The sequence below is a fragment of the Variovorax sp. LjRoot175 genome (genome assembly GCF_964253805.1).
In the GTDB taxonomy this organism is placed as follows: Bacteria; Pseudomonadota; Gammaproteobacteria; order Burkholderiales; family Burkholderiaceae_C; genus Variovorax.
On record NZ_CAXURY020000001.1, the window covers coordinates 2,474,008 to 2,498,127 of the forward strand.

Consider the following 24,120-nt stretch of genomic DNA (forward strand, 5'->3'; position numbering starts at 1 on the left):
CCTCACCATGCCCAGCGCTGCAGCAGACCCCAGGGCAAGGGCACCTTGAGCAGCTTGTAGAAACAGGCGTGGATGACCAGCGTCGCGACGATGGCCACGGGTATGGCCATGCGCGGCCGCACGCCGCATGCCCACTGCAGCACGAAGAGCACCAGCACGCTGCACAGCACGAAGCCCAGCTTCTCCGACAGCAGGATGTAGAACACCATGCCGGCGATGGCGAGCACGAAGGCCGCCAGATGGCGCGGGGAACGCATGCCCTCGCCGAGCCGAAGCCACGGCTGGTGCGCCCGCAGGCCTTGCCACATCAGCACCGCCGACGACAGCGCAAGGCCGCAGGCGACGAGTCCCGGAAACACGGCCGGGCCGTAGTTCTGGCCGGAGGCGGGCGGAAAGCCCTGGATGTGCCAGAGCACGGCCAGGGCCAGCGCCAGCAGCACGCCGCCGATCAGGCTGTCATGAATGCGCATCGGACCGGGTCGCGTCTAGCGTCTATTTGGCGATGCCCACTGCCTTCATCGCGACGCCGAAGCTGGCGTCCTTCTCGGCCATGAACTTGCCGAATTCGCCCCGGTCGGCGTAGAGCGCGCCGAAGCCGCGCGAGGCGAGGAAGTCCTGGTAGCCCTTGCCGTCGAAGATCTTCTTGAGCGTTCCGGCCAGGCGGTCGGTCATGTCCTTGGGCAGCCCCTTGGGTGCCGCGATGCCGCGCCAGGCGCCAGCGTTCCACATCTTCCCTGAAGCGTCGGTGTAGAGCGGCACCTTGGGAAAGATGCCGTCGGGCTTGGAGCCCAGCAGGATCAGCGGCCGCACCTTGTCGGCGTCGATCAGCGAGCGCGCCTCGGGCAGCGAACACGACACCACGTCGACGCCGCCGGCCATCAGATCCTGCAGGCCCGGTGCGGCGCCCTGGCTGGGCACCCAGGCGATCGCATTGCCGGGCAGCTTGTTGTCGACCAGCCATTGCGCCAGGCCCAGATGCCAGATGCCGCCCTGGCCGGTGCCGCTGGCCTTCAGCTTGCCGGGGGCGGCGCGCGCGGCATCGAGCAGTTCCTTGGCGCTCTTGATCGGCGAATCGGTGCGCACGAAGATCGCGTTGGCATCGAAGTTCATCAGCGCGAGCGGCGTGTAGTCGGCGCCCGAGAGCTGGGTCAGGCCCGCGTGATGCATCATGCCGATCTCGACCGTGATGATGCCCAGGGTGTAGCCGTCGGGCGCGGCCGAGGCGATCGCCTGGTGGCCGACCACGCCGCTGCCGCCGGTGCGGTTGACCACGTTGATCGGCTGCTTGAGCTCCTTCTCGAGCTCGGCCGCGATGATGCGGGCCACGGCATCGGTGCCGCCGCCGGCGCCCCAGGGCACGATCAGCGTGATCGGGCGCTCGGGATAGGCCGCGTGGGCGAGCCCGGGAAAGACCACGGCGGCAACGGCTGCACCCATGGCAGCGAGGGACTGGCGGCGCTTCATCTCGTCTCCTTCGTTGTTGGAAGGTCATTCAAGCACCCAAGGCGCCGGCCGCGAAACTGAAGATAACCCTAGGACATCGCAAGCCGCTTTTGCCGTAGGGGGAAACCGGTTTCCGGCAGCGCCTCAGCGCAGCACTTCCAGGAGCCGGTCGAGTCCGCCGTCGTCGATGGCCACCATGGCCTGCTCGCGCACCTTGGGCTTGGCGTGGTAGGCCACGGAAAGGCCGGCCTCGGCCATCATCGGCAGGTCGTTGGCGCCGTCACCGACGGCGATGGTTTCGCCCGGCGAGATGCCGAGCAGGGAAGCGACCTCGAGCAGCGTGCGGCGCTTCTCGGCGCCGTCGCAGATGTCGCCCCACGACTGCATCACCACGCGGCCGGTGAGCCGGCCGTCGGCCTCGTCGAGCAGGTTGGAGCGCGCGAAGTCGAGGCCCAGCCGATCCTTCACGCGGTTGGCGAAGAAGGTGAAGCCGCCCGAGACCAGCAGCACCTTGAGGCCCGCCGCCTTGCAGGCTGCGACCAGCTCGGCCGCGCCGGGGTTGAGCTGCAGGCGCTGGTCGTACACCTGTTGCAGCGCATCGACCGGCACGCCTTGCAGCAGTGCGACGCGGCGACGCAGGCTCTCCTTGAAGTCCTTGATCTCGCCACGCATCGTGGCCTCGGTGATGGCGGCGACCTCGGCCTTCTTGCCCACCGCGTCGGCGATCTCGTCGATGCACTCGATGTTGATCAGCGTCGAGTCCATGTCGAAGGCAATCAGCTTGAAGTCGGCCAGCGCGAGCGGCGGCGTGATGCCGCGCACGAGGAGGCCGGGGGAGATTTCCTTGATGGCGCTCATGCGACTGCCGCTTCCTGTTGTGTTTTAGGTTGTCCGAGGCTGCGCAGCACGTCGCGCACCATCTGAGCACGGTCCTTGGGCTCCTTGAGCTCGCGTTCGATGCGCAGCTTTTCGTTGCCTGCGAGCTTGATGTGCTTGTTCTTCTGGATCAGGGCGATGATGTTCATGGAGTCGATCGGCGGGTCCTTCTTGAAGGTGATGTGGATCACGCCCGGCGCGGCGTCGACCTTGACCACGCCGTAGGGCCGCGCCAGCACGCGCAGCCGATGCACGTCGATCAGCGTCTGCGCCTGCGGCGGCAGTTTGCCGAAGCGGTCGACGATTTCTTCCAGCAGCGTGTCGATCTGGTCGGAGGTCCTCGCGGTCGCGAGCTTCTTGTAGAAGGATAGGCGCAGGTGGACGTCGCCGCAGTAGTCCTCGGGCAGGAGCGCCGGCGCATGCAGGTTGATCTCGGTGATCACCGAGAGCGGCGCGAGCAGGTCGGGCTCCTGGCCGGCCTTGAGCGAGCGAACCGCTTCGGCCAGCATCTCGTTGTAGAGCTGGAAGCCGATCTCCATCATGTTGCCGCTCTGGTTCTCGCCCAGCACTTCGCCGGCACCGCGGATCTCGAGGTCGTGCATCGCGAGATAGAAGCCGGAGCCGAGCTCTTCCATCTGCTGGATGGCGTCGAGGCGCTGCGCCGCCTGCTTGGTGAGGCCCTCGGTGTCGGGCACCATCAGGTAGGCGTACGCCTGGTGATGGCTGCGGCCGACCCGGCCGCGCAGCTGGTGCAGCTGGGCCAGGCCGAACTTGTCGGCGCGGCTCATCACGATGGTGTTGGCGCTCGGCACGTCGATGCCGGTCTCGATGATGGTCGAACACAAGAGCAGGTTGTAGCGCTGGGCCACGAAGTCGCGCATCACGCGCTCCAGTTCGCGCTCGGGCATCTGGCCGTGGGCGACGGCGATGCGCGCCTCGGGCAGGATCTGTTCGAGCTTCTGGCGCCGGTTCTCGATGGTCTCGACCTCGTTGTGCAGGAAGTAGACCTGCCCGCCGCGCTTGAGCTCGCGCAGCACGGCCTCGCGGATCACGCCCGTGCCCTCGTTGCGAACGAAGGTCTTGATCGCGAGCCGCCGCTGCGGCGCGGTGGCGATCACGCTCAAGTCGCGCAGGCCCTCGAGCGCCATGCCCAGCGTGCGTGGGATCGGCGTGGCCGTGAGCGTGAGCACGTCGACCTCGGCGCGCATGGCCTTCATCGCCTCCTTGTGGCGCACGCCGAAGCGGTGTTCCTCGTCGATGATCAAGAGGCCCAGGTTCTTGAACTTGACCGATTGCGAGAGCAGCTTGTGCGTGCCGATCACGATGTCCACGCTGCCGTCGGCCAGGCCCTTGGCGGCCGCATTGATCTCCTTGGTCGAGCGGAAGCGGCTCATCTCGGCCACCTTGACCGGCCACTTGGCGAAGCGGTCCATCAGCGTCTGGTAGTGCTGCTCGGCGAGCAGCGTGGTGGGCGCGAGGAAGGCGACCTGCTTGCCGCCGGTGACCGCGATGAAGGCGGCGCGCAAAGCGACCTCGGTCTTGCCGAAGCCGACGTCGCCGCAGACCAGCCGGTCCATCGGCTGCGGCGAGATCATGTCGTGGATGACCGCATGGATCGCGGCCTTCTGGTCGGCGGTTTCGTCGAAGCCGAAGTCGTTCGCGAACACCTCGTAGTCGGCGGCCGAGAAACGGAAGGCATGGCCTTCGCGCGCCGCACGGCGGGCGTAGATGTTGAGCAGCTCGGCGGCGGAGTCGCGCACCTGCTCGGCGGCCTTGCGCTTGGCCTTTTCCCATTGGCCGGAGCCCAGCTTGTGCAGCGGCGCTTCTTCCGCGCTGACGCCGGTGTAGCGGCTGATCAGGTGCAGCTGCGAGACCGGCACGTAGAGCGTGGCCTTGTCGGCGTACTCCAGGTGCAGCATCTCCTGCAGCAGCGGCTTGCCGTCGGCGTCGGTGCCCTGGCCCAGGTCCATGTGCATCAGGCCGCGGTAGCGCCCGATGCCATGGGCCGAATGCACCACCGGGTCGCCGATCGCGAGCTCGCTCAGGTCCTTGATCAGGGCCTCGACGTCGCTGACCTGCTCCTGCTTCTTGTTGCGGCGACGGGTGGCCGGCGCGGTGGCGAAGAGCTCGGTCTCGGTGACGAAGTCGATGCCCTGTTCGCGCCAGGCGAAGCCGGCGACCAGCGCTCCGGTCGCGATGCCGATCTTCTCGTCGGGCGAGGATTCGAACTCGGCCAGTGAGTCGAAAGCGGGCGGGCTCACGCCGCTGGCGCGCAGGAAGTCGAGCAGACTCTCGCGCCGGCCGTCGCTCTCGGCGATCAGCAGCACGCGGTGCGGCGTCGTGCGGATGTGCTCCTTGAGCTTGACCAGCGGGTCGTCGGCGCCGCGGACGACGGCGAAGGGCGGCAAGTGGTCGAATTCGACATAGTCCGTTCGGGCTGAGCTTGTCGAAGCCGGGGCGAGCCCTTCGACAAGCTCAGGGCGAACGGTGGTGGATCTGATCGCCAGCTGCGCCAGCGGTTTCGCCCGTTGATAGAACTGCTCCGCATTGAGGAACAGCGCCTCCGGTGGCAGCGCCGGCCGTTCCGGATCGCCGCGCACCAGCCGGTAGCGCTCGCCTGTGTCCTGCCAGAAATGCTGAAAGGCGGGTTCGAGTTCGCCGTGCAGCACCACCGTGGTGTCTGCGCCGAGGTAGTCGAACACCGTTGCCGTCTCTTCGAAAAAGAGCGGCAGGTAGTACTCGATGCCAGCAGTGGCGACGCCGTTGCCCATGTCCTTGTAGATGCGGCTGCGCGTCGGGTCGCCCTCGAGCAGTTCGCGCCAACGGCTGCGAAAGCGCGCGCGGGCATCGTCGTCCATCGGGAACTCGCGGCCCGGGAGCAGGCGCACCTCGGGCACCGGGTAGAGGCTGCGCTGGGTGTCGGGGTCGAAGTTGCGGATCGAGTCGATCTCGTCGTCGAACAGGTCGACGCGGAAGGGCATTGGCGAACCCATCGGGAACAGGTCGATCAGCCCGCCGCGCACCGCGTACTCGCCGGGGCTCACGACCTGCGTCACGTGGCTGTAGCCGGCCAGCGTGAGCTGGGCCTTGAGCTTGGACTCCTCGAGCTTTTGCCCGCTCTTGAAATGGAAGGTGTAGCCGGCCAGGAAGGCGGGCGGCGCCAGCCGGTAGAGCGCCGTGGTCGCGGGCACCAGCACCACGTCGGCCTCTTTCTGGCTGATGCGCCAGAGGGTGGCGAGCCGTTCGCTGATCAGGTCCTGGTGCGGCGAGAAGTTGTCGTAGGGCAGCGTCTCCCAGTCCGGGAAGAGGGCGCAGCGCAACTCGGGCGCGAAGAAGGCGATTTCGTCGATCAGGCGCTGCGCGTCGTTTGCGTCGGCGGTGAAGACGGCGGTGGCGCGGCCTGCCGCCTTCTCGCGTTCGGCCAGTTGTGCCAGCAGCAGCGCATCGGCCGACAGCGGGGGGCGCGGCAGCGTGAAGCGCTTGCCTGCGGTGAGTTGGGGGAGGTCCATGAAGTGTTGGAGAAATGCAGAACACCCCGCGCCGGCCGGCGAGGGGTGTGAAGGCCGATTCTAGAATGGCTGCCTTTTTGCCGTTGCAGGTTGCCGGACCCCATGATCGCTTCCCGTCTTTTCGTGTTGATCCCCTGTGCGGGCTCCGGCAGCCGTGCGGGCGGCACGGGCCCGAAGCAGTACCAGCGCATCGCCGGCCGGCCGATGGTGCGCCACACCCTCGATGCCTTCCGCGCGCTTGCGGGGCGCTTTGCGGGCGTTGCGCTGGTGGTGTCGCCCGAAGATCGCGAGGTTTCTGCGGCGCTGCCGCGTTTCCCGGCCGAGGGAGAACATCTGCTGCATGTGGGCGGCGCGACACGCGCCGCCACCGTGCGCAATGGCCTCATGGCCTTGCGCCAGCTCGGCGCCGGCCCGCACGACTGGGTGTTGGTGCACGATGCCGCGCGCTGTCTGGTCACGCCGACGCAGATCGAGGCCCTGATTGCGGCCTGCGAACACGACGCCGTCGGTGGCCTGCTGGCGCACCGCCTGCCGGACACGCTCAAGGTCGCTTCGCCCGAGGGCCGCGTGGCGAGCACCCTGACCCGCGCCGACAAGTGGCTGGCCCAGACGCCGCAGATGTTCCGCATCGGCATGCTGCTCGATGCGCTGGAGCGCGCCGGCGATGCGGTGACCGACGAGGCCGGCGCCATCGAGGCGGTCGGGCTCACGCCGCTCCTCGTGCCGGGCAGCGCGCAGAATTTCAAGCTGACCTATGCCGAGGACTTCGCGCTGGCCGAGGCGCTTCTGCACAGCCGGCGCTCCGTAAAACCATGACTGCTTTCAATGTTCGCGTCGGCGAGGGCTGGGACGTCCACCAGCTGGTGGCAGGCCGCAAGCTGATCCTGGGCGGCGTCGAGGTACCCCACAGCACCGGCCTGCTCGGCCATTCGGATGCCGACGTGCTGCTGCACGCGATCACCGATGCGCTGCTCGGCGCGGCTGGGCTCGGCGACATCGGCCGGCACTTTCCCGACACCGATCCGCAGTTCCGCGGCGCCGATTCCGCCACGCTGCTGGCCGAGGCCGCGCGCCGCGTGCGTGCGGCGGGCTGGCAGATCGGCAACGTCGACAGCACCGTGATCGCGCAGGCGCCCAAGCTCGCGCCGCACATCCCGGCCATGTGCGCGCGCATCGCCGCCGCGCTCGAGATCTCGGTCGACCAGGTCAATGTCAAGGCGAAGACCGCCGAGAAGCTCGGGCCGGTGGGTGAAGGCCGGGCGATGGAAGCGCGCGCCGTCGCGCTGCTTCACCGCTGAGGGTTGTTAGCCGCGGCCGAGGCTTCGGGCTTGACCGCAGCGGCTCGCGGCATGCGGATGTGGGCCGCCGCGGCCGAGGCTTCGGGCTTGACCGCAGCGGCTCGCGGCATGCGGATGTGGGCCGCGAGGCCGCGGCCCGGCGTGCTGGTCAGCGCGAAGGTACCGCCCATGCGCTCGATGTTTTTTGTCACGATCGACAGGCCCAGTCCGGCGCCCGCAGCCGAGGTGCGTGCCACGTCGCCGCGGAAGAAGGGCTTGCTCAGCTGCGACAGCAGGGCGGGCGCGACGCCGGCGCCGTGGTCGCGCACCTTGATGAGCACGGCGTCGTTGTGCGCTTGCGCCTGGATCGCGACATCGGCGACGCCGGTGGACGGTGTCTTGCCGTAGCGCCGCGCGTTCTCGATCAGGTTCGAGATCACGCGCTGGAGCTCGACCTCGTCGGCCATCACGCGCAGGTCGGCCGGCACGTCCACCGTGATGCGGATGTCCTCGTGGTCCTGCACCGCGTAGGTACAGGCATCGATCACGTCGCGCAGCAGCACTGGCTTGAAGTCGACGTGGTCGGGGCGCGCGTAGTCGAGGAACTTGTCGATGATGGCATCGAGCTGCGCGATGTCGGCCGCCATGTGGTCGCGCGCGTCCTCGTCGGTCACGCTCATCTCGGTTTCGAGCCGAAGGCGCGCCAGCGGCGTGCGCAGGTCGTGCGAGATGCCGGCCAGCATCACGGCGCGGTCCTGCTCGATCTTGGCGAGCTGGTCGGCCATGCGGTTGAAGCCGACGTTGACCGCCCGGATTTCGTTGGTGCGCGCGCGTTCGTCGAGCCGGTGCGCCTCGTATTCGCCCTCGCGCACCTGCATCGTGGCTCGCGACAGCTGCTTGAGCGGCAGGTTGATGAGGCGCGTGATCAGCGCCGCGCCGGCCAGCGACAGCATCATCGTCGTGACCAGCCAGACCAGCCAGGTGCGCCCGCCCAGCCGCGTGAAGCGCGTGGGATCGAGCAGCAGCCAGTACATGTCGCTCTCGATGGTGAAGCCGATCCAGAGGCCGGGCTCGTCGTTGACGCGGCTGGCCACCGTCGTGCCTTCGCCGAGCCGGTCGATCAGCTCTTCTGTCACGCGCTGGTCGAGCGCGCCGGTAGTGTAGGGGACGAAACGGTCGTTCGGCTCGCGCGGCAGGATGCGCACGCCTTCCTGGTCGGCCAGGGTCTTGATCAGCGACACGCGCGTGATGGCGTCGGAATACACCAGCGCCGCCCGCGTCAGGTTCACCAGCGAGGCGATCTGGTGCGCGGTCTGGATGGCGCGCGGCTCGTACTCGAGCGCGCGGAAGGTCTGCAGCCAGGCGACCGTGCAGCCGATCAGGAGCAGCACCAGCAGGAAGAAGGTGCGCCAGAAGAGGCTGAGGCCGAGCTGCAGCCTGGGGCGGCGCCTGGACTGGCCAAGGCCCTCCAGCGGGCTCGGCAAGGTGACCTGGGGACCGTCTTCGCCGAAAGGGCTCGGCTGTGTCGTCTTGGGGCCGATGGTGGCGGCCACGAGCGTCAGCGCTTCAGGTCGTGCCGTCCGGCACGAACACGTAGCCGACGCCCCATACCGTCTGGATGTAGCGCGGCGCCGCGGCATCGGATTCGACCAGCTTGCGCAGGCGCGAGATCTGCACGTCCAGGCTGCGGTCGAAGGGTTCGAACTCGCGGCCGCGCGCCAGCTGGGCCAGTTTTTCGCGCGACAGCGGCTGCCGCGGATGCCGCACCAGCGCCTTGAGCATGGCGAACTCGCCGGTGGTCAGCGAGAGTTCCTCGCCGTCCTTCTTGAGCGTGCGCGAGCCGAGGTCGAAGCTGAAGGGGCCGAAATTCACAGTTTCGTTGTCGGTCGAGGGCGCGCCAGGCGCCTCGAGCGGCGGCCGGCGGCGCAGCACCGCATGCACACGTGCCAGCAGTTCGCGCGGATTGAAGGGCTTGCCCAGGTAGTCGTCGGCGCCGACCTCGAGGCCGACGATGCGGTCCACGTCCTCGCCCTTGGCGGTCAGCATGATGATCGGGGTGCGGTCGTTGGCGGCGCGAAGGCGGCGGCAGACCGAGAGGCCGTCCTCGCCGGGCATCATCAGATCGAGCACGATCAGGTCGACCGTGTCGCGCAAAAGTATGCGGTTGAGGGCCTTGCCGTCTTCCGCAACGATGACCTCGAAACCTTCCTGGGTCAGGTAGCGGCGCAGCAGGTCGCGGATGCGGGCGTCGTCGTCGACGATGACGATCTTGTCTGTGCGGGCGGGAGCTTGATTCATTTCTACAACGCTGAATTTGTAACAACGCCAATTCTGAAGCCGTTGAGACCCCATTGAGCCGCTTTTCACAATGCTTTGACACTAAGTTACAAAACTTGCGGGCGCTCGCCTTCCAGATATCTATGCCATGCGCAGCGGTGGCACAGTGACTTTGGTCCCCGACTCAGCATCATGAAATCGACTGTTCTTCCGTTGTCTGTCTTGCTCGCCTGCCTTTCGGTTCCCGCCGCGGCCGAACCCTGGGGATTCCTGCGGGTGAGCGACCTGCGGCGCAACGAGGTGCGTGATGCGGTGGAGGCGCACCGGGCCGCCAAGCGCGAGGAGGTGCGGCGTCAGGAAGCGGCGGCCGGACGCCGCCTGACCGCCGCCGAACTGGCCGAGTTGCGGCAGCAAGTGCGCCAGCAATGGACGCCGCGACAGGAGATCGTCCACTCGGCAGAATCGCAGCCGGCTGAGCGGATGGCGCCCACACCCTCGTCGGCCAGCAGGGTGGCGCCGCGCAGCCAGCGCCCGTGAGCGGAGCCCCTCGGGGGCGCGACGCTTTTCCTCTTTTTCTCCACTCGGGTTTTCTTGCTTTGAACAATAAGAATGTCAGACGGATCGCGGCCTGTGCCGTGTTGATGACGAGCGCCGGCGCCGCCTTGGCCCAGAGCGCGCCCTGGGCGCCGCCGCAGAACGTGCTGCAGCTGTCGGCCACGGGAACGGTCGAAGTGCAGCAGGACCTGCTGAGCATGACGCTCAGCACCACGCGCGATGCGGCTGACGCCGCAACGGTGCAGGCACAGCTGAAGACTGCGCTCGACGCGGCGCTGGCGGAGGCGCGCAAGAATGCGCAACCCGGCCAGCTCGATGTGCGTACCGGCAATTTCAGCCTCGTGCCGCGCTACACGCGCGACGGCAAGATCACCGGCTGGCAGGGCACCACCGAGCTGGTGCTGGAAGGCAAGGACTTTCCGCGCATCACGCAGACCGCGGGTCGCGTCTCCACGCTCACGGTGGGCGGCATCGGTTTCGGCCTGAGCCGCGAGCAGCGCGCCAAGGTGGAGGCCGAGGCGCAAACGATCGCGATCGAGAACTTCAAGCAGAAGGCCGGCGAGCTGGCCAAGGGCTTCGGCTTCGGCGGCTACACCTTGCGCGAAGTGTCGGTCAACGCCAATCAGGGCGGGCCGATCCGGCCGCGCATGATGGCCGTGGAGGCTTCGTCGAAGATGAACTACGACGCGGCGGTGCCGGTCGAGGCCGGCAAGACCAGCGTCGTCGTCAACGTTTCGGGCTCGGTGCAGTTGAAATAGTCGGCCGCCGCCGGGCCGCCCCAAGGCGGCCGAGCCTCCCCCTCGGGGGGGGGGATTTACACGCAGCGAAGCGAAGTAAAAAGCCGGGGGGCTGTGCTACTGCGCGGTCCAGCCGCCGTCGACTTGCCACGCGACACCGCGCACCTGGTCGGCAGCGGGCGAGCAAAGAAATACCGCGAGCCCGCCCAGTTGTTCCACCGTGGTGAACTGCAGCGAAGGCTGCTTTTCGCCCAGCAGATCGTTCTGCGCCTGCGTGACCGAAATGCCTTCGCGCGCAGAACGGTCGTCGATCTGCTTCTGAACCAGCGGCGTCAGCACCCAGCCCGGGCAGATCGCATTGCTCGTGATGCCGGTGGTCGCGGTTTCGAGCGCCACGGCCTTGGTGAGGCCGACGATGCCGTGCTTGGCGGCCACGTATGCGGATTTCTGGGCCGAGGCCACGAGGCCGTGCGCCGAGGCGATGTTGATGATGCGGCCCCAGTTGGCTTCGCGCATGGCGGGCACGGCGAGGCGGGTGGTGTGGAAGGCGCTTGTAAGGTTGATCGCGATCACGGCATCCCAGCGCTCCACCGGGAAGTCCTCGACCTTCGCGACATGCTGGATGCCGGCGTTATTGACGAGGATGTCGACGCGGCCGAACTTTTCAGCCGCGAACTTCATCATCTCTTCGATCTGTGCCGGCTGGCTCATGTCGGCGCCGTGATAGTCGACCCTCACGCCGAGCGCTTCGACCTCGGCCTTGGGCTTGTCGGCATCGCCGAAACCATTGAGCACGATGTTGGCGCCCTGTTGCGCCAGCGCCTTCGCGATACCGAGGCCGATGCCACTGGTGGACCCCGTGACAAGCGCGGTTTTGCCTTTGAGCATGATGGTCAATCTCCGGATGAATTAGGATGCAACGAGACAATTATCTTCATCGCGACTTCTTCTGTTTCATGACCGAGCCTGCTCTCCAATACGCTGCCCGGGAGGGAGCGACCGAGTGAAGCGCGAACAGCCCAATCTCTCGTTGTCCGGCTCCGCGGTGGTCGACTATCCGCTGTCGGCAGCGACGGCCGATCGCACGCCGGTGGTCGAGAACATGCTCGCGCGCGCACGCGCCTTCGCCGAGCCGCTGATCGCCGACGAAACGCTGGACACCGGCGAGAACACGCTCGCGCATGCCGATGCGGTGGCCGCGATCGTCGCGGCCATGGGCGGATCGGAGGCGATGCAGGCGGCCAGCTACCTGGTCTACTCGTGCCAGCACCTGAACCGGCCGCAGGAAGTGATCGCCAAGGTGTTCGGCGACAACTTCGCGGCGCTCGCGGTGGAAACCACCAAGCTCGTGCATGTGCAGAAGCAGGCGCGTTCGGCGACGGCCAGCGCGCACCTGGCGGATGGCGCGGGCACGCAGACGGAGAACGTGCGCAAGATGCTGCTTGCGTTCTCTCGTGATCTGCGGGTCGTGATGCTGCGGCTGGCTTCGCGCCTGCAGACGCTGCGCCACGCGGCTTCAGTCAAGCAGCCCGTGCCGGAAGGCGTGGCGCGCGAATCCCTGCAGGTATTCGCGCCGCTCGCGAACCGGCTCGGCATCTGGCAGGTCAAGTGGGAGATCGAGGACCTGTCCTTCCGTTTTCTCGAGCCCGAGACCTACAAGGTCATCGCGCGGCTGCTCGACGAGAAGCGCGTCGAGCGCGAAGGCTACGTCGAACAGTTGCGTGCGCGCCTCGAACGGGAGCTGGCCGAGGAGGGCGTCAAGGCGACCGTGCAGGGCCGGCCGAAGAACATCTACAGCATCGTGAAGAAGATGCGCGGCAAGTCGCTCGACTTCGCGCAGGTCTTCGACATCATGGCGCTGCGCGTGGTGGTGGCGGACGTCAAGGATTGCTATGCGGCGCTGGCCTGGGTGCATTCGCACTTCCAGCCGATCGACGAGGAGTTCGACGACTACATCGCGCGGCCCAAGCCCAACGGCTACCAGTCGCTGCACACGGTGGTGCGCGAAGTGGTCGACGGCCAGGCCGGCAAGCCGATCGAGATCCAGATCCGCACCGAGGAGATGCACGACCACGCCGAGCACGGCGTGGCTGCGCACTGGGCCTACAAGGAAGCGGGCCACAAGGGCTATGCCGGCGTCTGGGCGAGCGGCGAGTACGACGCCAAGATCGCGGTGCTGCGCCAACTGCTGGCCTGGGAGCGCGACCTGTCCGGTGGCTCGCAGGGGCAGGGCCTGTTCGACGACCGCATCTACGTGCTGACGCCCGACGCGGCGATCGTCGAATTGCCACAGGGCGCGACAGCGGTCGACTTCGCCTACACGGTGCACACGAGCCTGGGCCACCGCTGCCGCGGCGCGCGCGTCGACGGCGCGATGGTGCCGCTCAACACGCCGCTGCAGAACGGGCAGACGGTGGAGATCATCGCGGCCAAGGAAGGCGGCCCCTCGCGCGACTGGCTCAATGCGGAGCTGGGCTACCTCGCGAGCCATCGCGCACGCGCAAAGGTGCGGGCCTGGTTCAACGCGCAGATCACGCACGAGACGGTGGCGCGCGGCCGCGAGGCGGTCGAGAAGGTGCTGCAGCGCGAAGGCAAGACCGCGCTGAAGCTCGACGACCTCGCTTCGCAGCTGGGCTTCAAGTCGGCCGACAACCTGTTCGAAGTGGTGGGCAAGGACGAGTTCTCGCTGCGCAACATCGAGATGCTGCTGCGTCCTCCGGAGCCCGCGCCCGGTCCGGACGACGGCGTGATCATCAAGAAGGCACGCGCCGGTGGCAACGCGGGCAAGGGCGGCGTGCTGGTGGTCGGCGTCTCCTCGCTGATGACGCAGCTTGCCAAGTGCTGCAAGCCGGCGCCGCCCGATGCGATCCGCGGCTTCGTGACCCGAGGCCACGGCGTCAGCATCCACCGTGCGGACTGCAGCAGCTTCCGCATGATGGCCATGCGCGATGCCGAGCGCGTGATCGACGTCGAGTGGGGCGAGCAGAAGGCCGATGCGGGCTCGGTCTACGCGGTCGACGTGGCGGTCGAAGCCGCTGATCGCCAGGGCTTGCTGCGCGATATTTCCGATGTGTTCGCGCGCGAGAAGATGAACGTGATCGGCGTGCAGACCCAGTCCGTCAAGGGCACCGCATGGATGACTTTCACGATCGAGATCGCCGATGCCGCGCGGCTCGCACAGGTGCTCAACGTGGTGGCCGCGGTGGCCGGTGTGCGTTCTGCCCGTCGTCGCTGAAAAAGCGGCCTCGCGGCCTGCTACAATCTCGGCTTCTCGGACACATCCTTAGGCGCGTAGCTCAGCTGGTTAGAGCACCACCTTGACATGGTGGGGGTCGTTGGTTCGAGTCCAATCGCGCCTACCAATTTTTTCCTGATCGCAGCATCCGCTCAACCAACGGTTGCCTGCGCTTTCAGGTCTCGCATCCCCCGGTTTCCTGCGTCCTCAACACAAGGCCTACTGCCTTCGTCGACTGGCGGATACGCCGTCAGTTGTGGTAACTTGGCCGTCCGCCATCTCCAAAGCACTTGACTCAGGGAACCGATGAACACGCCAGCGGCTGAGAGCGACCCGGCACTCGAGGAGCTTCGTCTCGCCGCCCTGTTGCGGCAGGCTCCGCTCGAATTCGCACGCGTGGTCTACGGACTCAATGATCGCGCCAACGGCCGGGCCGGCACCATGGCTGCGGAAGACGTTGCGCGCACGGTGCGGCAGGGCGCTCCGGTCACGCGGGAGCGTGCCGAACAGCGGGCCCGAGGCTATCTGCCGCTGGCCGGCCAGGAGCATTGCCCGCGTTGCTGGGTTTTCAACGGCGTCAAGAGCCCCTTGCACTTTCGCGAAAGTAACGAAGAGCGCCCCGAATCGGCCGTCTGCAAGGTGTGCGGCGCGGAATACACCACTTCGCTGGACTGACGCTCCCGTCAGGGTAAACCTTGGCGCGGTGCAGCAAAACCGCTCCCTAGAATTTGTTCGCGCGCCCCTGGCGTGAAAACTTGAAGGAGTCCGTAGTGCAGAGCAAGAAATCCGCCGGTGCCAAACCGGTACAGCGGGTGATCAAGAAGTATCCGAACCGAAGGCTCTACGACACGGAAACCTCCACCTACATCACGCTCGCCGAAGTCAAGCAACTGGTGATGGACAAGGCGCCCTTCGTGGTGCGCGACGCCAAGAGCGGCGACGACCTCACGCGCAGCATCCTCTTGCAGATCATTCTCGAAGAAGAGGCCGGCGGCGCGCCGATGTTCACCGAACAGGTGCTGGCCACCATCATCCGCTTCTACGGCCAGGCCATGCAGAGCTACATGGGTCCCTATCTCGAGAAGAACATCCAGGCCATGACGGAGGTGCAGGCGCAATTGGCCGAAAAGGCGCAGAACCTGACGCCCGAGATGTGGGCCCGGTTCATGACCATGCAGTCCCCGATGCTGCAGGGCCTGATGGGCAGTTACGTCGAACAATCGAAGCACGTGTTCCTGCAGATACAGGACCAGATGCAGAAGAACACGGAGCAGGTTCTGGGCGCCTTTGGCATCAAGCGGCCCTAGATCGGGCGCGGAGCCTGATAGCTGGGACAATAGGGGGATATGAGCGAAGTTGCCTCCCCTGAACGAATTGCCGCGCCGGCCGCCCCCAAAGTCGGCTTCGTGAGCCTCGGCTGCCCCAAGGCGCTGACCGATTCCGAACTGATCCTCACCCAACTGAGCGCCGAGGGCTATCAGACCTCCAAGACTTTCGAGGGCGCCGACCTCGTGATCGTCAACACCTGCGGCTTCATCGACGACGCGGTCAAGGAGAGCCTCGACACCATCGGCGAGGCGCTGGCCGGCAACGGCCGCGTGATCGTGACGGGATGCCTGGGCGCCAAGACGGGCGAGGAGGGCGGCAACCTGGTGCGCCAGATGCATCCCAGTGTGCTGGCCGTCACCGGCCCGCATGCGACGCAGGAGGTGATGGATGCGGTGCACGCGAATCTGCCGAAGCCGCACGACCCCTTTGTCGACTTGGTGCCGCAGGCCTTTGGCATCGCAGGGCTGAAGCTGACGCCGAGGCACTATGCATACCTGAAGATCAGCGAGGGCTGCAATCACCGCTGTACCTTCTGCATCATTCCCTCGATGCGCGGCGATCTCGTCTCGCGGCCGGTCGGCGACGTGTTGGGCGAAGCCAAGGCGTTGTTCGAAGGCGGCGTCAAGGAACTGCTGGTGATCAGCCAGGACACCTCGGCCTATGGCGTGGACGTGAAGTACCGTACCGGCTTCTGGGACGGCAAGCCGGTCAAGACGCGCATGCTCGAACTGGTGCGTACCTTGGGCGAAATCGCCGAGCCCTATGGCGCCTGGGTGCGGCTGCACTATGTGTATCCGTATCCCGGCGTCGACGAAGTCATCCCGCTGATGGCGAGCGGCCAGGTGCTGCCCTACCTCGACGTGCCGCTGCAGCACAGCCATCCCGACGTGCTCAAGCGCATGAAGCGGCCTGCGAGCGGCGAGAAGAACCTGGAGCGCATCGCGCGCTGGCGCGAGGTGTGTCCCGAGCTCGTGATCCGCAGCACCTTCATCGCGGGCTTTCCCGGCGAGACGGAAAAGGAGTTCGAGCACCTGCTCGCCTTCATCCGCGAGGCGGAGATCGACCGCGCCGGCTGCTTTGCCTACAGCCCGGTGCAGGGCGCAGCCGCCAACGAGATTCCGGGCATGCTGCCCGAGGCCGAGCGCGAGGCACGGCGTGCACGCTTCATGGAAGTGGCCGAAGCGGTGTCGATCGCGAAGCTGCAAAGGCGCATCGGCGCGACGATGCAGGTGCTGGTGGATTCGGCGCCCGGCATGGGGCGCAAAGGTGGCGTGGGTCGGAGCTACGCCGACGCGCCCGAGATCGACGGCATCGTGCGGCTGCTGCCGCCCGAGAAGATCAGCAAGACCTTGAAGGTCGGCGAATTCACCCGGGCCCGCATCGTCGGCGCCGAGGGCCACGACCTGATCGCGCTGCCTGTCTAATAGATGCCGCAGACGGACAAGAAAAAAGCCACCGGAAACCGGTGGCTTGAATCGAGGAACCCCGAGAGGGATTATCTAAACTTGGTGCCCAGAAGAGGACTCGAACCTCCACGATGTTACTCGCTAGTACCTGAAACTAGTGCGTCTACCAATTCCGCCATCTGGGCCCACATGCTGCTTGGGAACTAGTCCTTCGCAACAGGTTTTGAATTTCAGGAAAGAGAGAGATCATATCAAAAATTTAAGCCACCCCAGCGGACTGCTGGACGAGGTTGAAGGCACGGTGCAAGGCCATCGCGATGGCCACGGTTTTGTGCAGCGCGACGACGGCGAAGCCGACATCTATCTGCCCCCCAACGAGATGCGCGCGGTGCTGCACAAGGACCGCGTCAAGGCGCGCGTCGTGCGCCAGGACCGCCGCGGTCGTCCCGAGGGGCGCGTGGTCGAGATCATCGAGCGGCCCGAGCAGCCGATCATCGGGCGCCTACTGCATGAAGGCGGCATCTGGCTCGTCGCGCCGGAAGACAAGCGCTACGGCCAGGACGTTCTGATTCCCAAGGGCGCCACCGGCACGGCCAAGGTCGGCCAGGTGGTTGTCGTGCAACTGACCGAGCCGCCGGCGTTGTTCGGCCAACCCGTCGGCCGCGTGAAGGAAGTGCTGGGCGAGATCGACGACCCCGGCATGGAGATCGAGATCGCGGTGCGCAAGTACGGCGTGCCGCACGAGTTTTCTGAAGCCTGCCTGGCCGAAGCCAAGGCGTTGCCCGACAAGGTGCGAGCGGCCGACAAGAAGGGCCGCATCGACCTGACCGACGTGCCCCTGGTCACCATCGACGGCGAGGATGCGCGCGACTTCGACGATGCGGTGTACTGCGAGCCGGCCAAGGTGGGCCGCGGCAAGGGCTGGCGCCTGCTGGTCGCGATCGCCGATGTCAGTTCCTATGTGCAGACCGGCTCCGCGATCGACATCGATGCCTACGACCGCGCCACCAGCGTCTACTTCCCGCGCCGCGTGATCCCGATGCTGCCCGAGAAGCTGTCGAACGGGCTGTGCTCGCTCAACCCCGAGGTCGAGCGCCTGTGCATGGTCTGCGACATGCTGGTCGCGGCCGACGGCGAGATCTACGCCTATCAGTTCTACCCGGCGGTGATGTGGAGCCATGCGCGCTTCACCTACACCGAGGTGGCCGCCATCCTCGGCAACACGCGCGGCCCGGAAGCGGCGAAGCGCAAGGATCGCGTGAAGGACTTGCTGAACCTGCACGACGTCTATCGCGCGCTGCTCAACCAGCGTTCGAAGCGCGGCGCGGTCGACTTCGAGACCACCGAGACGCAGATCATTTGCGACGATGCCGGCCGCATCGAGAAGATCGTGCCGCGCACGCGCAACGAAGCGCACCGCCTGATCGAGGAGGCCATGCTGGCCGCCAATGTCTGCAGCGCGGACTTCATCGCCGAAGGCAAGCATCCGGGCCTGTACCGCGTGCACGAAGGACCCACCCCCGAGAAGAAGGAGATCCTGCGCGGCTACCTGAAGGCGATGGGCGTCGGGCTTTCGATCACGGACGATCCGAAGCCCGGCGAGTTCCAGGCCATCGCCGAGGCGACGAAGGAGCGTCCTGACGCGCAGCAGATCCACACCATGCTGCTGCGTTCGATGCAGCAGGCCATCTACACGCCAATCAACAGCGGCCATTTCGGTTTGGCCTACGAGGCCTACACGCACTTCACGAGCCCGATCCGGCGTTATCCCGATCTGCTGGTGCATCGCGTGATCAAGGCCATCCTCGGCAAGACCAAGTACCAGCTGCCGATGCTGCCGACGCCGGGCGAGGCGCATGCCAAGCTCGCCAAGCGGCTGGCGTTGCGCGTGAAGGCGCCCACGGCCAAACCGCAGAAGGCCACTGTGGCGCCCAGCAAGGAGGTGTTGGCGTGGGAAGCTGCGGGCCTGCACTGCAGCGCCAACGAGCGGCGCGCCGACGAAGCCAGCCGCGACGTGGAAGCCTGGCTCAAGTGCAAGTACATGCGCGAACACCTCGGCGAGGAATACGGCGGCGTGGTCACGGCGGCCACCACCTTCGGCATCTTCGTCACGCTCGACGCAATGTACGTCGAAGGCCTGGTTCACATCACCGAACTCGGCGGCGAATACTTCAAGTTCGACGAGCAGAGGCAGGAATTGCGCGGCGAGCGCACGGGCATCCGCTATGCGATCGGCACGCGGGTGCGGGTGCAGGTGAGCCGCGTCGATCTCGACGGCCGCAAGATCGATTTCCGCCTGGTGCGCGAAGGCGAGGAGTTGGGCACGCGTGCCATGAAGGACAAGGGCGTCGCCACCGGCGGCGTGCCGGCCAAGGCATCGGCCAAGCGCAGTGCGCGCAGCAAGAAGCCCGAGGCCGCCGTCGAACGCGGCGACCGGGTCGCTGCAGCCGCGCCGCAATCGGCCATGCAGGCCTTCCGGTCGGCCGTCAAGAAGGCGGCCAACAAGATGAAAGGGCGCAAGCCGCGCCGCTGAAGGAGAAACGAAGATGAGCACAGAGAAGAAGAACCGCATCGCGGTCGTCACGGGCGCAGGCACCGGCATCGGCCGCGCCGCCGCACTCGCGTTGCTGGCCGACGGCTGGAGCGTGGTGCTGGCCGGCCGCCGGCTCGAGCCGCTTGAGGATGTGGCCGATGCTTCTGGCGCCGGCGCGCGCGCGTTCCCGGTGCCCACCGACGTGGCCAATCCGGAGTCGGTGCAGGCCTTGTTCGCTGCCGCGGTGGAGCGCTTCGGCCGCGTCGACCTGCTGTTCAACAACGCGGGCGTCGGCAATCCGCCCGGCCCCTTCGAGGACTGGACGCCGGAGCAGTGGCGAGGCGTGGTCGACATCAACCTGAACGGGATGTTCTATTGCATCCAGCAGGCCTTCCGCACGATGAAGGCGCAGACGCCGCGGGGCGGCCGCATCATCAACAACGGCTCGATCTCCGCCACCTCGCCGCGGCCCAACTCGATCGCCTATACCGCGACCAAGCACGCGGTGGAAGGCCTCACCAAGACGGCATCGCTCGACGGGCGCAAGCACGACATTGCGGTCGGACAGATCGATGTCGGCAATGCGCTGACCGAGCTGGCCGCGCGCATGGCCAAGGGCGTTCCGCAGGCCAACGGCGAGATCGCGATCGAGCCGGTGATGGACGTGTCCATCGTCGGCCAGTCGGTGCTCTACATGGCGAACCTGCCCTTGGAGGCCAACGTGCTGTTCCACACGGTGATGGCTACCAAGATGCCTTTCGTGGGGCGCGGATAGACGCGCTCAACCGCGCGCCAGTGCGCTGGCGGTGAGGGGGCTTTCGGCAGGCCATCGATCGGCGATGTGGCCGTGCCGCCATACCGCCTCGCAGGCCGCAGCCATCGCCGGCCGACCTGCAGCCAGCGCGGCGCCGATCATGCCGGCCAGCACGTCGCCCGTGCCCGCGGTGGCGAGCCGGGCATTGCCGGTGGTGTTGATCACGGGCGTGATGCCCGCTGCGGCCACGATGGTGCCCGAGCCCTTGAGGACGACCGTCGCGCCGAAGCGCTCCACGAGCCGATGCGCTGCACGCAGTCGGTCGCCTTGCACCTCGATCGCGTTCACATTCAACAGTCGCGCGGCCTCCAGGGGATGCGGCGTGAGCACCGTCGCACGGGCTGCCTGCGTGCGTGCAACGAGCAGGGTCTGCAAGGCGTCTTCGACTGCGATGGCATTGAGCGCGTCGGCATCGAGCACCAGCGCATGGGCCGTCTCCATCACTCGCGCTAGAAGATCGCGTACCGCCGAGCCGCCGCCGCAGCCGCAAACGACCGTCATGGCGCTCAGATCCAGCGCTTCAGGACGCCGGAACATCAGCTCGGGCTGCACGGCGTCGAGCATGGCGAGCTGGGTGTCGAGTGGGGCGACGAACACGCGTCCGGCGCCGGCGTTCAAGGCTGCGGAAGCCGCCAGCAGTGCGGCACCGGCCATGCCGGGCGCGCCGCCGATCACCGCCACGTCGCCGTAGCTTCCCTTGTGTGAAGCGTGCCGTCGCGGCTGTTCGGGCGGCGCGCCGGCCAAGCGGGCGGTGGCGCGCTCGGCAGCCGGCGCGATGCCCAGGTCGTCGAACCACACATCGCCGGCTGCATCGCGACCCTGGGCCGTGAAGGGGCCTGGCTTGAGCGTCAGCAGGCTCAGGCAGGCGCGCCGGACGGCAGTGGAAGGCACGGGGAAATCCATCGACAGCATGCCGGTGTCTGCATTCAGGCCAGAGGGCGTATCGACGCTGAGCACGGCCGCGGGGCCGGTGTGCATGCGCCGCAGCCAGTCGGCCATCAAGCCTTTGGGCGGGCGCGCGGCCCCGATCCCCAGCAGCGCATCGATGGCGAGCTCGGCGTGCTGCGGCGGCGCATCCGCGAAGCGCACGCCGGCATCGCGCGCACGTTGCAGCGAAGCGCGCGCGTCGCCCGGCAGCCGGCTGTCGTCGCCGATCCGTGTAACGACCGCCGTGAAGCCGCGTTGCTGCAGCTGCGCTGCCGCTTCGAAGCCATCGCCGCCGTTGTTGCCAGGCCCGCAGGCGACCCAGATCGTGCGCGCGTGGGGCGCCATCGCCATGGCCAGGCGTGCGACCGCCAACCCCGCGCGCTGCATCAGCGTGTGCGGCGGCAGCACAGCCGCGGCCGCTTGTTCGATCCGGCGCGAGGCGGCGACGTCGAACAGGTCGGCGGTGGTGGCGGCGGTAATGCGCTGCATGGCCGTGGACGCTTCGCCTTCAGTGTTGCAGCAGGCGTTCGATTCCCAAGCCTTCGAGGTCGACACCAGCGTCCCGGCCGCCCATCATGTCCGCCAGAACGCGCGCGCTGCCGCACGACAAGGCCCAGCCGCTCGAACCATGGCCGAGATTGAGCCACACGCCGGGTATACCGCTCGGGCCGATGATGGGCGGACCGTCCGGCAGCATCGGCCGTGCCCCTTTCCATTGCTGGACGCCGGCCTGCAGGGTGACGGCACCCGGAAACCAGTCCTGCAGCACCTTGTAGAGCGTCTGCAGTGCGGTGGGGTGCATCGCGTCGAGCGAACCGCCGAGTTCGGCGCTTCCGGCCACCCGCACGCGCAGGCCGAGGCGGGAGATCGCCACCTTGTAGCGCTCGTCCATCACGGCGCTGCGCGGAGCGTTGAGCGGTTCGCGGATGTTGGCGCTGATCGAATGGCCGTAGACCGGCGCGAGCGGAATGCGCAGGCCTAGCGGCCGCAGCAGGTTGGCCGAAGCCACGCCGGCGCACACCACGACCGCGTCGAAGCGATGGCCCTCCGAGCCGCTCGCCAGCGAGAGTTCGGTCGGCGCCGCGCGCTTCAGCGGCGCGAGGTCGCAGTTGAAATGAAACTGGGCGCCCAGCGCCTCGGCCTCCCACTTGAGCAGCAGTGCGAACTGCCGGCAATTGGCGACCTCGTCCTCGGGCAGGTGAATGGCGCCGGCGAGCGGGGTGTCGGCGCTGAGCGCGGGCTCGATCTTGCGGGCCTCGTCCGCATCCACCTCGCGGAAGCTGCTGCCCGCCGCGCGCAGCACCTCCAGGCCGGCCTGCACGAGCTTCTTCTCGCGCTTGGAACGCAGCAGCACCAGGTAGCCGTCGGCGCGCTCGTAGCTGAGCTCGCGGGCCTCGGTGATCTCGTGCAGCCGCGTGCGACTGTAGAAGGCCAGGCGCTGCATGCGCGCGCGGTTGCTCAAGTAGGTTTCGAGCTTGCAGGCGCGCTGCCAGTGCGCCATCCAGGACAGGTCGCGCCGCGACAGCGGCCAGCGCAGCTTGATGGCGCCGTGCGTGGAGAGCAGCGAGCGAAGCACCTTGCCGCGCATGCCCGGGCCGGCCCAGGGCGTGACATAGCCGGGTGCGACTACGCCGGCATTGGCAAAACTGGATTCCTCCGCGGCGGCGCCGCGGCGCTCGAACACGACCACTTCGTGCCCGTCCGACGCCAGCTCCCAGGCTGTGGTGACGCCAATGATTCCGGCGCCCACGATCGCGATTTTCATTCGATTCTTTGCGGTGAAGTATGTGCCGGTGCCTGCCTGCGAGGCGCGCGGCCGCTAGTGCTGCTGTTGTAACTCGCGTTCGGTCTGCAACGCGATCGCGAGCAGCGCGTCGTCGTGTAGGGCGCCATGCCAAAGCATGAGGCCGACGGGCAGTTCGCCCTCGACGTGGCAAGGCAGCGAGATCGCGCAGCCGTCGAGCATGTTGACGACCGACGGGTTGCGCAGCAGCAGCGCGTTGATGCGGAAAAAGGCCTCGTCGCGTTCTTCGCCGGGCGCCACGCTGGCGATGGCCGGCGCGGTGATCGGCACGGTGGGCGAGAGCAGTGCGTCGAAGGGCGCGAGCGCCCGTTCCATGCGGGCGATCCAGTCCCGGCGCGCGTGGACCAGGTCGATGTACTCGTGCGCCTTCATGGTCGCGCCCTTGAGGATGCGCTGCGCCACCCGAGGGTCGTAGCCGGCGCCGCTGCGCTCCAGCAGCAGGCGGTGCCAGGCATAGGCTTCGGCCGCAGAGAAGCCGCCGGTGGCATTGATCGAGCGCAGATCGGCCAGTTCGGGCAGCGCGATCTCGTCGATGCGGGCGCCGGCTGCGCGCAGCGTCCGCAGCGTCCGTTCGAAGGCGCTTGCCACCGCGGGCTCGATCTCGTCGAAGAAGAGATCCTTGACCACCGCCAGCCGGTAGGCGGACAGCGGTGCCGCGCCGGCGGTGACGCGCCGGGCAGCGAGGATCTCATGCGCGGTGATCGCGTCTCGCACCGAGCGCGTCATGGCGCAGACGGTGTCGAGCGTGGTCGACAGCGGCAGGGCGCCGTCTGCTGGCACCAGCCGCGCCGTGTTCTTGAAGCCGACGATGCCGTTGAGCGCGGCCGGGATGCGGATCGAGCCGCCGGTGTCGGAGCCCAGCCCGATGAAGACCGCGCCGCTCGCCACCGAAACCGCCGCTCCCGAGGACGAGCCGCCTGGAATACGCGGCGTGGCGGCATCGCTCGCGTTGGCGGGCGTGCCATGGTGCGGATTGATGCCCACGCCCGAGAAGGCGAACTCGGTCATGTTGGTTCGCCCGACGAGTGCGCCGCTGGCGGCGCGCAGGCGCGCGACCGCGGGGGCATCCGCCTTGGCTGCCACCGCATGGGACAGCACGATCGAGCCGGCCGGCGTCGGCTGGCCAGCCAGGTCGAACAAGTCCTTGACGGAAAAGGCCAGGCCGGCCAGGCGTTGCTGCGGGCTCGCGGACGCGGCGGCGTGGCGCGCCTCGTCGAACAGGGTGCGCGTGAAAACGTGCCGGCAGCCCGGAGACTGGGCCTGCGCAATCGAATGCTCCATTTCGGTGCGCGCATCGGAAGCGCCCGCCAGCAGGGCGAGGCGGGTGGCGTGCAGGTCAGGGCGCATGGGTGAGGGTGGCTATAGAGAGAGGGCGATGGGGAGGTGCGTGCTATACTC

The 24,120-nt window shown here is 67.4% G+C and carries 20 protein-coding genes and 2 tRNA genes; 11 read left to right on the forward strand and 11 right to left on the reverse strand.

All coding sequences use genetic code 11. From position 1 onward, the window contains the following. Window positions 1–2: 2 nt before the first annotated feature. From ACSQ89_RS12390 to mfd, 4 genes are all read right to left on the reverse strand, one after another. Window positions 3–470 (reverse strand): tripartite tricarboxylate transporter TctB family protein, encoded by a 468-nt coding sequence (locus tag ACSQ89_RS12390; RefSeq protein WP_436292538.1) that lies wholly within the window; start codon window positions 468–470, stop codon window positions 3–5. 22 nt (window positions 471–492) lie between these two features. Then, window positions 493–1,464: a tripartite tricarboxylate transporter substrate binding protein gene (locus tag ACSQ89_RS12395; protein ID WP_436292539.1), complete on the reverse strand. Its 972-nt coding sequence runs from the start codon at window positions 1,462–1,464 to the stop codon at window positions 493–495. 123 nt (window positions 1,465–1,587) lie between these two features. Beyond that, a complete protein-coding gene (serB, locus tag ACSQ89_RS12400; protein ID WP_093109232.1) occupies window positions 1,588–2,301 on the reverse strand; it encodes a phosphoserine phosphatase SerB in 714 nt (237 codons plus the stop codon). After that, window positions 2,298–5,828, reverse strand: coding sequence for a transcription-repair coupling factor (gene mfd / locus ACSQ89_RS12405; protein WP_436292540.1), 3,531 nt, complete (start codon window positions 5,826–5,828; stop codon window positions 2,298–2,300). The genes serB and mfd overlap by 4 nt, the downstream gene beginning before the upstream one ends. Window positions 5,829–5,930: 102 nt before the next feature. On the opposite strand from mfd, the gene ispD reads away from it, so the two are divergent. Together ispD and ispF are read left to right on the forward strand one after the other, a co-directional pair. Then, window positions 5,931–6,644, forward strand: a complete 714-nt coding sequence (ispD, locus tag ACSQ89_RS12410; RefSeq protein WP_436292541.1) for a 2-C-methyl-D-erythritol 4-phosphate cytidylyltransferase — start codon at window positions 5,931–5,933, stop codon at window positions 6,642–6,644. Next, window positions 6,641–7,126: a 2-C-methyl-D-erythritol 2,4-cyclodiphosphate synthase gene (gene ispF / locus ACSQ89_RS12415; protein WP_093109235.1), complete on the forward strand. Its 486-nt coding sequence runs from the start codon at window positions 6,641–6,643 to the stop codon at window positions 7,124–7,126. The genes ispD and ispF overlap by 4 nt, the downstream gene beginning before the upstream one ends. Here ispF and ACSQ89_RS12420 read toward each other — a convergent pair. Both ACSQ89_RS12420 and ompR read right to left on the reverse strand, forming a co-directional pair. Continuing rightward, window positions 7,117–8,589 (reverse strand): ATP-binding protein, encoded by a 1,473-nt coding sequence (locus ACSQ89_RS12420; protein WP_436296618.1) that lies wholly within the window; start codon window positions 8,587–8,589, stop codon window positions 7,117–7,119. The two genes, ispF and ACSQ89_RS12420, sit on opposite strands and share 10 nt — an antisense overlap. 82 nt (window positions 8,590–8,671) lie before the next feature. After that, window positions 8,672–9,403: an osmolarity response regulator transcription factor OmpR gene (ompR, locus tag ACSQ89_RS12425; RefSeq protein WP_028250078.1), complete on the reverse strand. Its 732-nt coding sequence runs from the start codon at window positions 9,401–9,403 to the stop codon at window positions 8,672–8,674. A 171-nt stretch (window positions 9,404–9,574) separates the two neighbouring features. Here ompR and ACSQ89_RS12430 point away from each other — a divergent pair, with 171 nt between their 5' ends. Continuing rightward, complete coding sequence (locus tag ACSQ89_RS12430) at window positions 9,575–9,919, forward strand: hypothetical protein (protein WP_093109236.1); 345 nt, start codon at window positions 9,575–9,577, stop codon at window positions 9,917–9,919. Between the two features lie 104 nt (window positions 9,920–10,023). After that, window positions 10,024–10,695 (forward strand): SIMPL domain-containing protein, encoded by a 672-nt coding sequence (locus ACSQ89_RS12435; RefSeq protein WP_436292554.1) that lies wholly within the window; start codon window positions 10,024–10,026, stop codon window positions 10,693–10,695. Window positions 10,696–10,791: 96 nt separating this feature from the next. Here the strand turns inward: ACSQ89_RS12435 and ACSQ89_RS12440 are convergent, their stop codons facing one another. Beyond that, window positions 10,792–11,562, reverse strand: coding sequence for a 3-hydroxybutyrate dehydrogenase (locus ACSQ89_RS12440; protein WP_093109237.1), 771 nt, complete (start codon window positions 11,560–11,562; stop codon window positions 10,792–10,794). 115 nt (window positions 11,563–11,677) lie between these two features. On the opposite strand from ACSQ89_RS12440, the gene ACSQ89_RS12445 reads away from it, so the two are divergent. From ACSQ89_RS12445 to rimO, 5 genes are all read left to right on the forward strand, one after another. After that, window positions 11,678–13,909 carry a RelA/SpoT family protein gene (locus ACSQ89_RS12445; protein WP_436292542.1) on the forward strand — a complete coding sequence of 744 codons (2,232 nt, stop codon included), beginning with the start codon at window positions 11,678–11,680 and terminating at the stop codon, window positions 13,907–13,909. 50 nt (window positions 13,910–13,959) lie between these two features. Then, window positions 13,960–14,036: transfer RNA gene (locus ACSQ89_RS12450), tRNA-Val, on the forward strand. Window positions 14,037–14,215: 179 nt separating this feature from the next. Further along, window positions 14,216–14,584, forward strand: a complete 369-nt coding sequence (locus ACSQ89_RS12455; RefSeq protein ID WP_093109239.1) for a hypothetical protein — start codon at window positions 14,216–14,218, stop codon at window positions 14,582–14,584. Window positions 14,585–14,679: 95 nt separating this feature from the next. Further along, the gene (phaR, locus tag ACSQ89_RS12460) at window positions 14,680–15,216 is read left to right on the forward strand and encodes a polyhydroxyalkanoate synthesis repressor PhaR (RefSeq protein WP_436292543.1); all 537 of its coding nucleotides are present in this window, start codon (window positions 14,680–14,682) and stop codon (window positions 15,214–15,216) included. A gap of 39 nt (window positions 15,217–15,255) precedes the next feature. Further along, window positions 15,256–16,662, forward strand: a complete 1,407-nt coding sequence (gene rimO / locus ACSQ89_RS12465; protein ID WP_436292544.1) for a 30S ribosomal protein S12 methylthiotransferase RimO — start codon at window positions 15,256–15,258, stop codon at window positions 16,660–16,662. A gap of 82 nt (window positions 16,663–16,744) precedes the next feature. Here the strand turns inward: rimO and ACSQ89_RS12470 are convergent. After that, window positions 16,745–16,829, reverse strand: a tRNA-Leu gene (locus ACSQ89_RS12470). Window positions 16,830–16,921: 92 nt separating this feature from the next. Here ACSQ89_RS12470 and rnr point away from each other — a divergent pair. Together rnr and ACSQ89_RS12480 are read left to right on the forward strand one after the other, a co-directional pair. After that, window positions 16,922–19,177, forward strand: coding sequence for a ribonuclease R (gene rnr / locus ACSQ89_RS12475; RefSeq protein ID WP_170855681.1), 2,256 nt, complete (start codon window positions 16,922–16,924; stop codon window positions 19,175–19,177). A 13-nt stretch (window positions 19,178–19,190) separates the two neighbouring features. Continuing rightward, on the forward strand, window positions 19,191–19,952 hold the full coding sequence (locus tag ACSQ89_RS12480; RefSeq protein ID WP_093109242.1) for an SDR family oxidoreductase: 762 nt from the start codon (window positions 19,191–19,193) through the stop codon (window positions 19,950–19,952). Window positions 19,953–19,958: 6 nt separating this feature from the next. On the opposite strand, the gene ACSQ89_RS12485 is transcribed toward ACSQ89_RS12480, so the two are convergent. Genes ACSQ89_RS12485 through ACSQ89_RS12495 form a run of 3 tightly spaced genes read right to left on the reverse strand, consistent with a single transcriptional unit; the run spans window position 19,959 to window position 24,069 of the window. Next, the gene (locus ACSQ89_RS12485) at window positions 19,959–21,407 is read right to left on the reverse strand and encodes an NAD(P)H-hydrate dehydratase (protein WP_436292545.1); all 1,449 of its coding nucleotides are present in this window, start codon (window positions 21,405–21,407) and stop codon (window positions 19,959–19,961) included. A gap of 19 nt (window positions 21,408–21,426) precedes the next feature. Then, window positions 21,427–22,683, reverse strand: a complete 1,257-nt coding sequence (locus ACSQ89_RS12490) for a D-amino acid dehydrogenase (RefSeq protein WP_093109244.1) — start codon at window positions 22,681–22,683, stop codon at window positions 21,427–21,429. 54 nt (window positions 22,684–22,737) lie between these two features. Continuing rightward, window positions 22,738–24,069 (reverse strand): amidase, encoded by a 1,332-nt coding sequence (locus ACSQ89_RS12495; RefSeq protein ID WP_436296193.1) that lies wholly within the window; start codon window positions 24,067–24,069, stop codon window positions 22,738–22,740. Window positions 24,070–24,120 lie beyond the last annotated feature (51 nt).

Excerpts from the sequence above, each read along its gene's own strand:
- serB (WP_093109232.1), bottom strand. The coding sequence starts at position 2,301 with ATGAGCGCCATCAAGGAAATCTCCCCCGGCCTCCTCGTGCGCGGCATC.
- ispD (WP_436292541.1), top strand. The coding sequence starts at position 5,931 with ATGATCGCTTCCCGTCTTTTCGTGTTGATCCCCTGTGCGGGCTCCGGC.
- ACSQ89_RS12390 (WP_436292538.1), bottom strand. The coding sequence starts at position 470 with ATGCGCATTCATGACAGCCTGATCGGCGGCGTGCTGCTGGCGCTGGCC.
- ACSQ89_RS12495 (WP_436296193.1), bottom strand. The coding sequence starts at position 24,069 with ATGCGCCCTGACCTGCACGCCACCCGCCTCGCCCTGCTGGCGGGCGCT.
- ACSQ89_RS12455 (WP_093109239.1), top strand. The coding sequence starts at position 14,216 with ATGAACACGCCAGCGGCTGAGAGCGACCCGGCACTCGAGGAGCTTCGT.
- mfd (WP_436292540.1), bottom strand. The coding sequence starts at position 5,828 with ATGGACCTCCCCCAACTCACCGCAGGCAAGCGCTTCACGCTGCCGCGC.
- ACSQ89_RS12435 (WP_436292554.1), top strand. The coding sequence starts at position 10,024 with ATGACGAGCGCCGGCGCCGCCTTGGCCCAGAGCGCGCCCTGGGCGCCG.
- ACSQ89_RS12485 (WP_436292545.1), bottom strand. The coding sequence starts at position 21,407 with ATGCAGCGCATTACCGCCGCCACCACCGCCGACCTGTTCGACGTCGCC.
- ACSQ89_RS12440 (WP_093109237.1), bottom strand. The coding sequence starts at position 11,562 with ATGCTCAAAGGCAAAACCGCGCTTGTCACGGGGTCCACCAGTGGCATC.
- ACSQ89_RS12490 (WP_093109244.1), bottom strand. The coding sequence starts at position 22,683 with ATGAAAATCGCGATCGTGGGCGCCGGAATCATTGGCGTCACCACAGCC.
- ACSQ89_RS12480 (WP_093109242.1), top strand. The coding sequence starts at position 19,191 with ATGAGCACAGAGAAGAAGAACCGCATCGCGGTCGTCACGGGCGCAGGC.
- ACSQ89_RS12395 (WP_436292539.1), bottom strand. The coding sequence starts at position 1,464 with ATGAAGCGCCGCCAGTCCCTCGCTGCCATGGGTGCAGCCGTTGCCGCC.
- ompR (WP_028250078.1), bottom strand. The coding sequence starts at position 9,403 with ATGAATCAAGCTCCCGCCCGCACAGACAAGATCGTCATCGTCGACGAC.
- rimO (WP_436292544.1), top strand. The coding sequence starts at position 15,256 with ATGAGCGAAGTTGCCTCCCCTGAACGAATTGCCGCGCCGGCCGCCCCC.
- ispF (WP_093109235.1), top strand. The coding sequence starts at position 6,641 with ATGACTGCTTTCAATGTTCGCGTCGGCGAGGGCTGGGACGTCCACCAG.
- ACSQ89_RS12430 (WP_093109236.1), top strand. The coding sequence starts at position 9,575 with ATGAAATCGACTGTTCTTCCGTTGTCTGTCTTGCTCGCCTGCCTTTCG.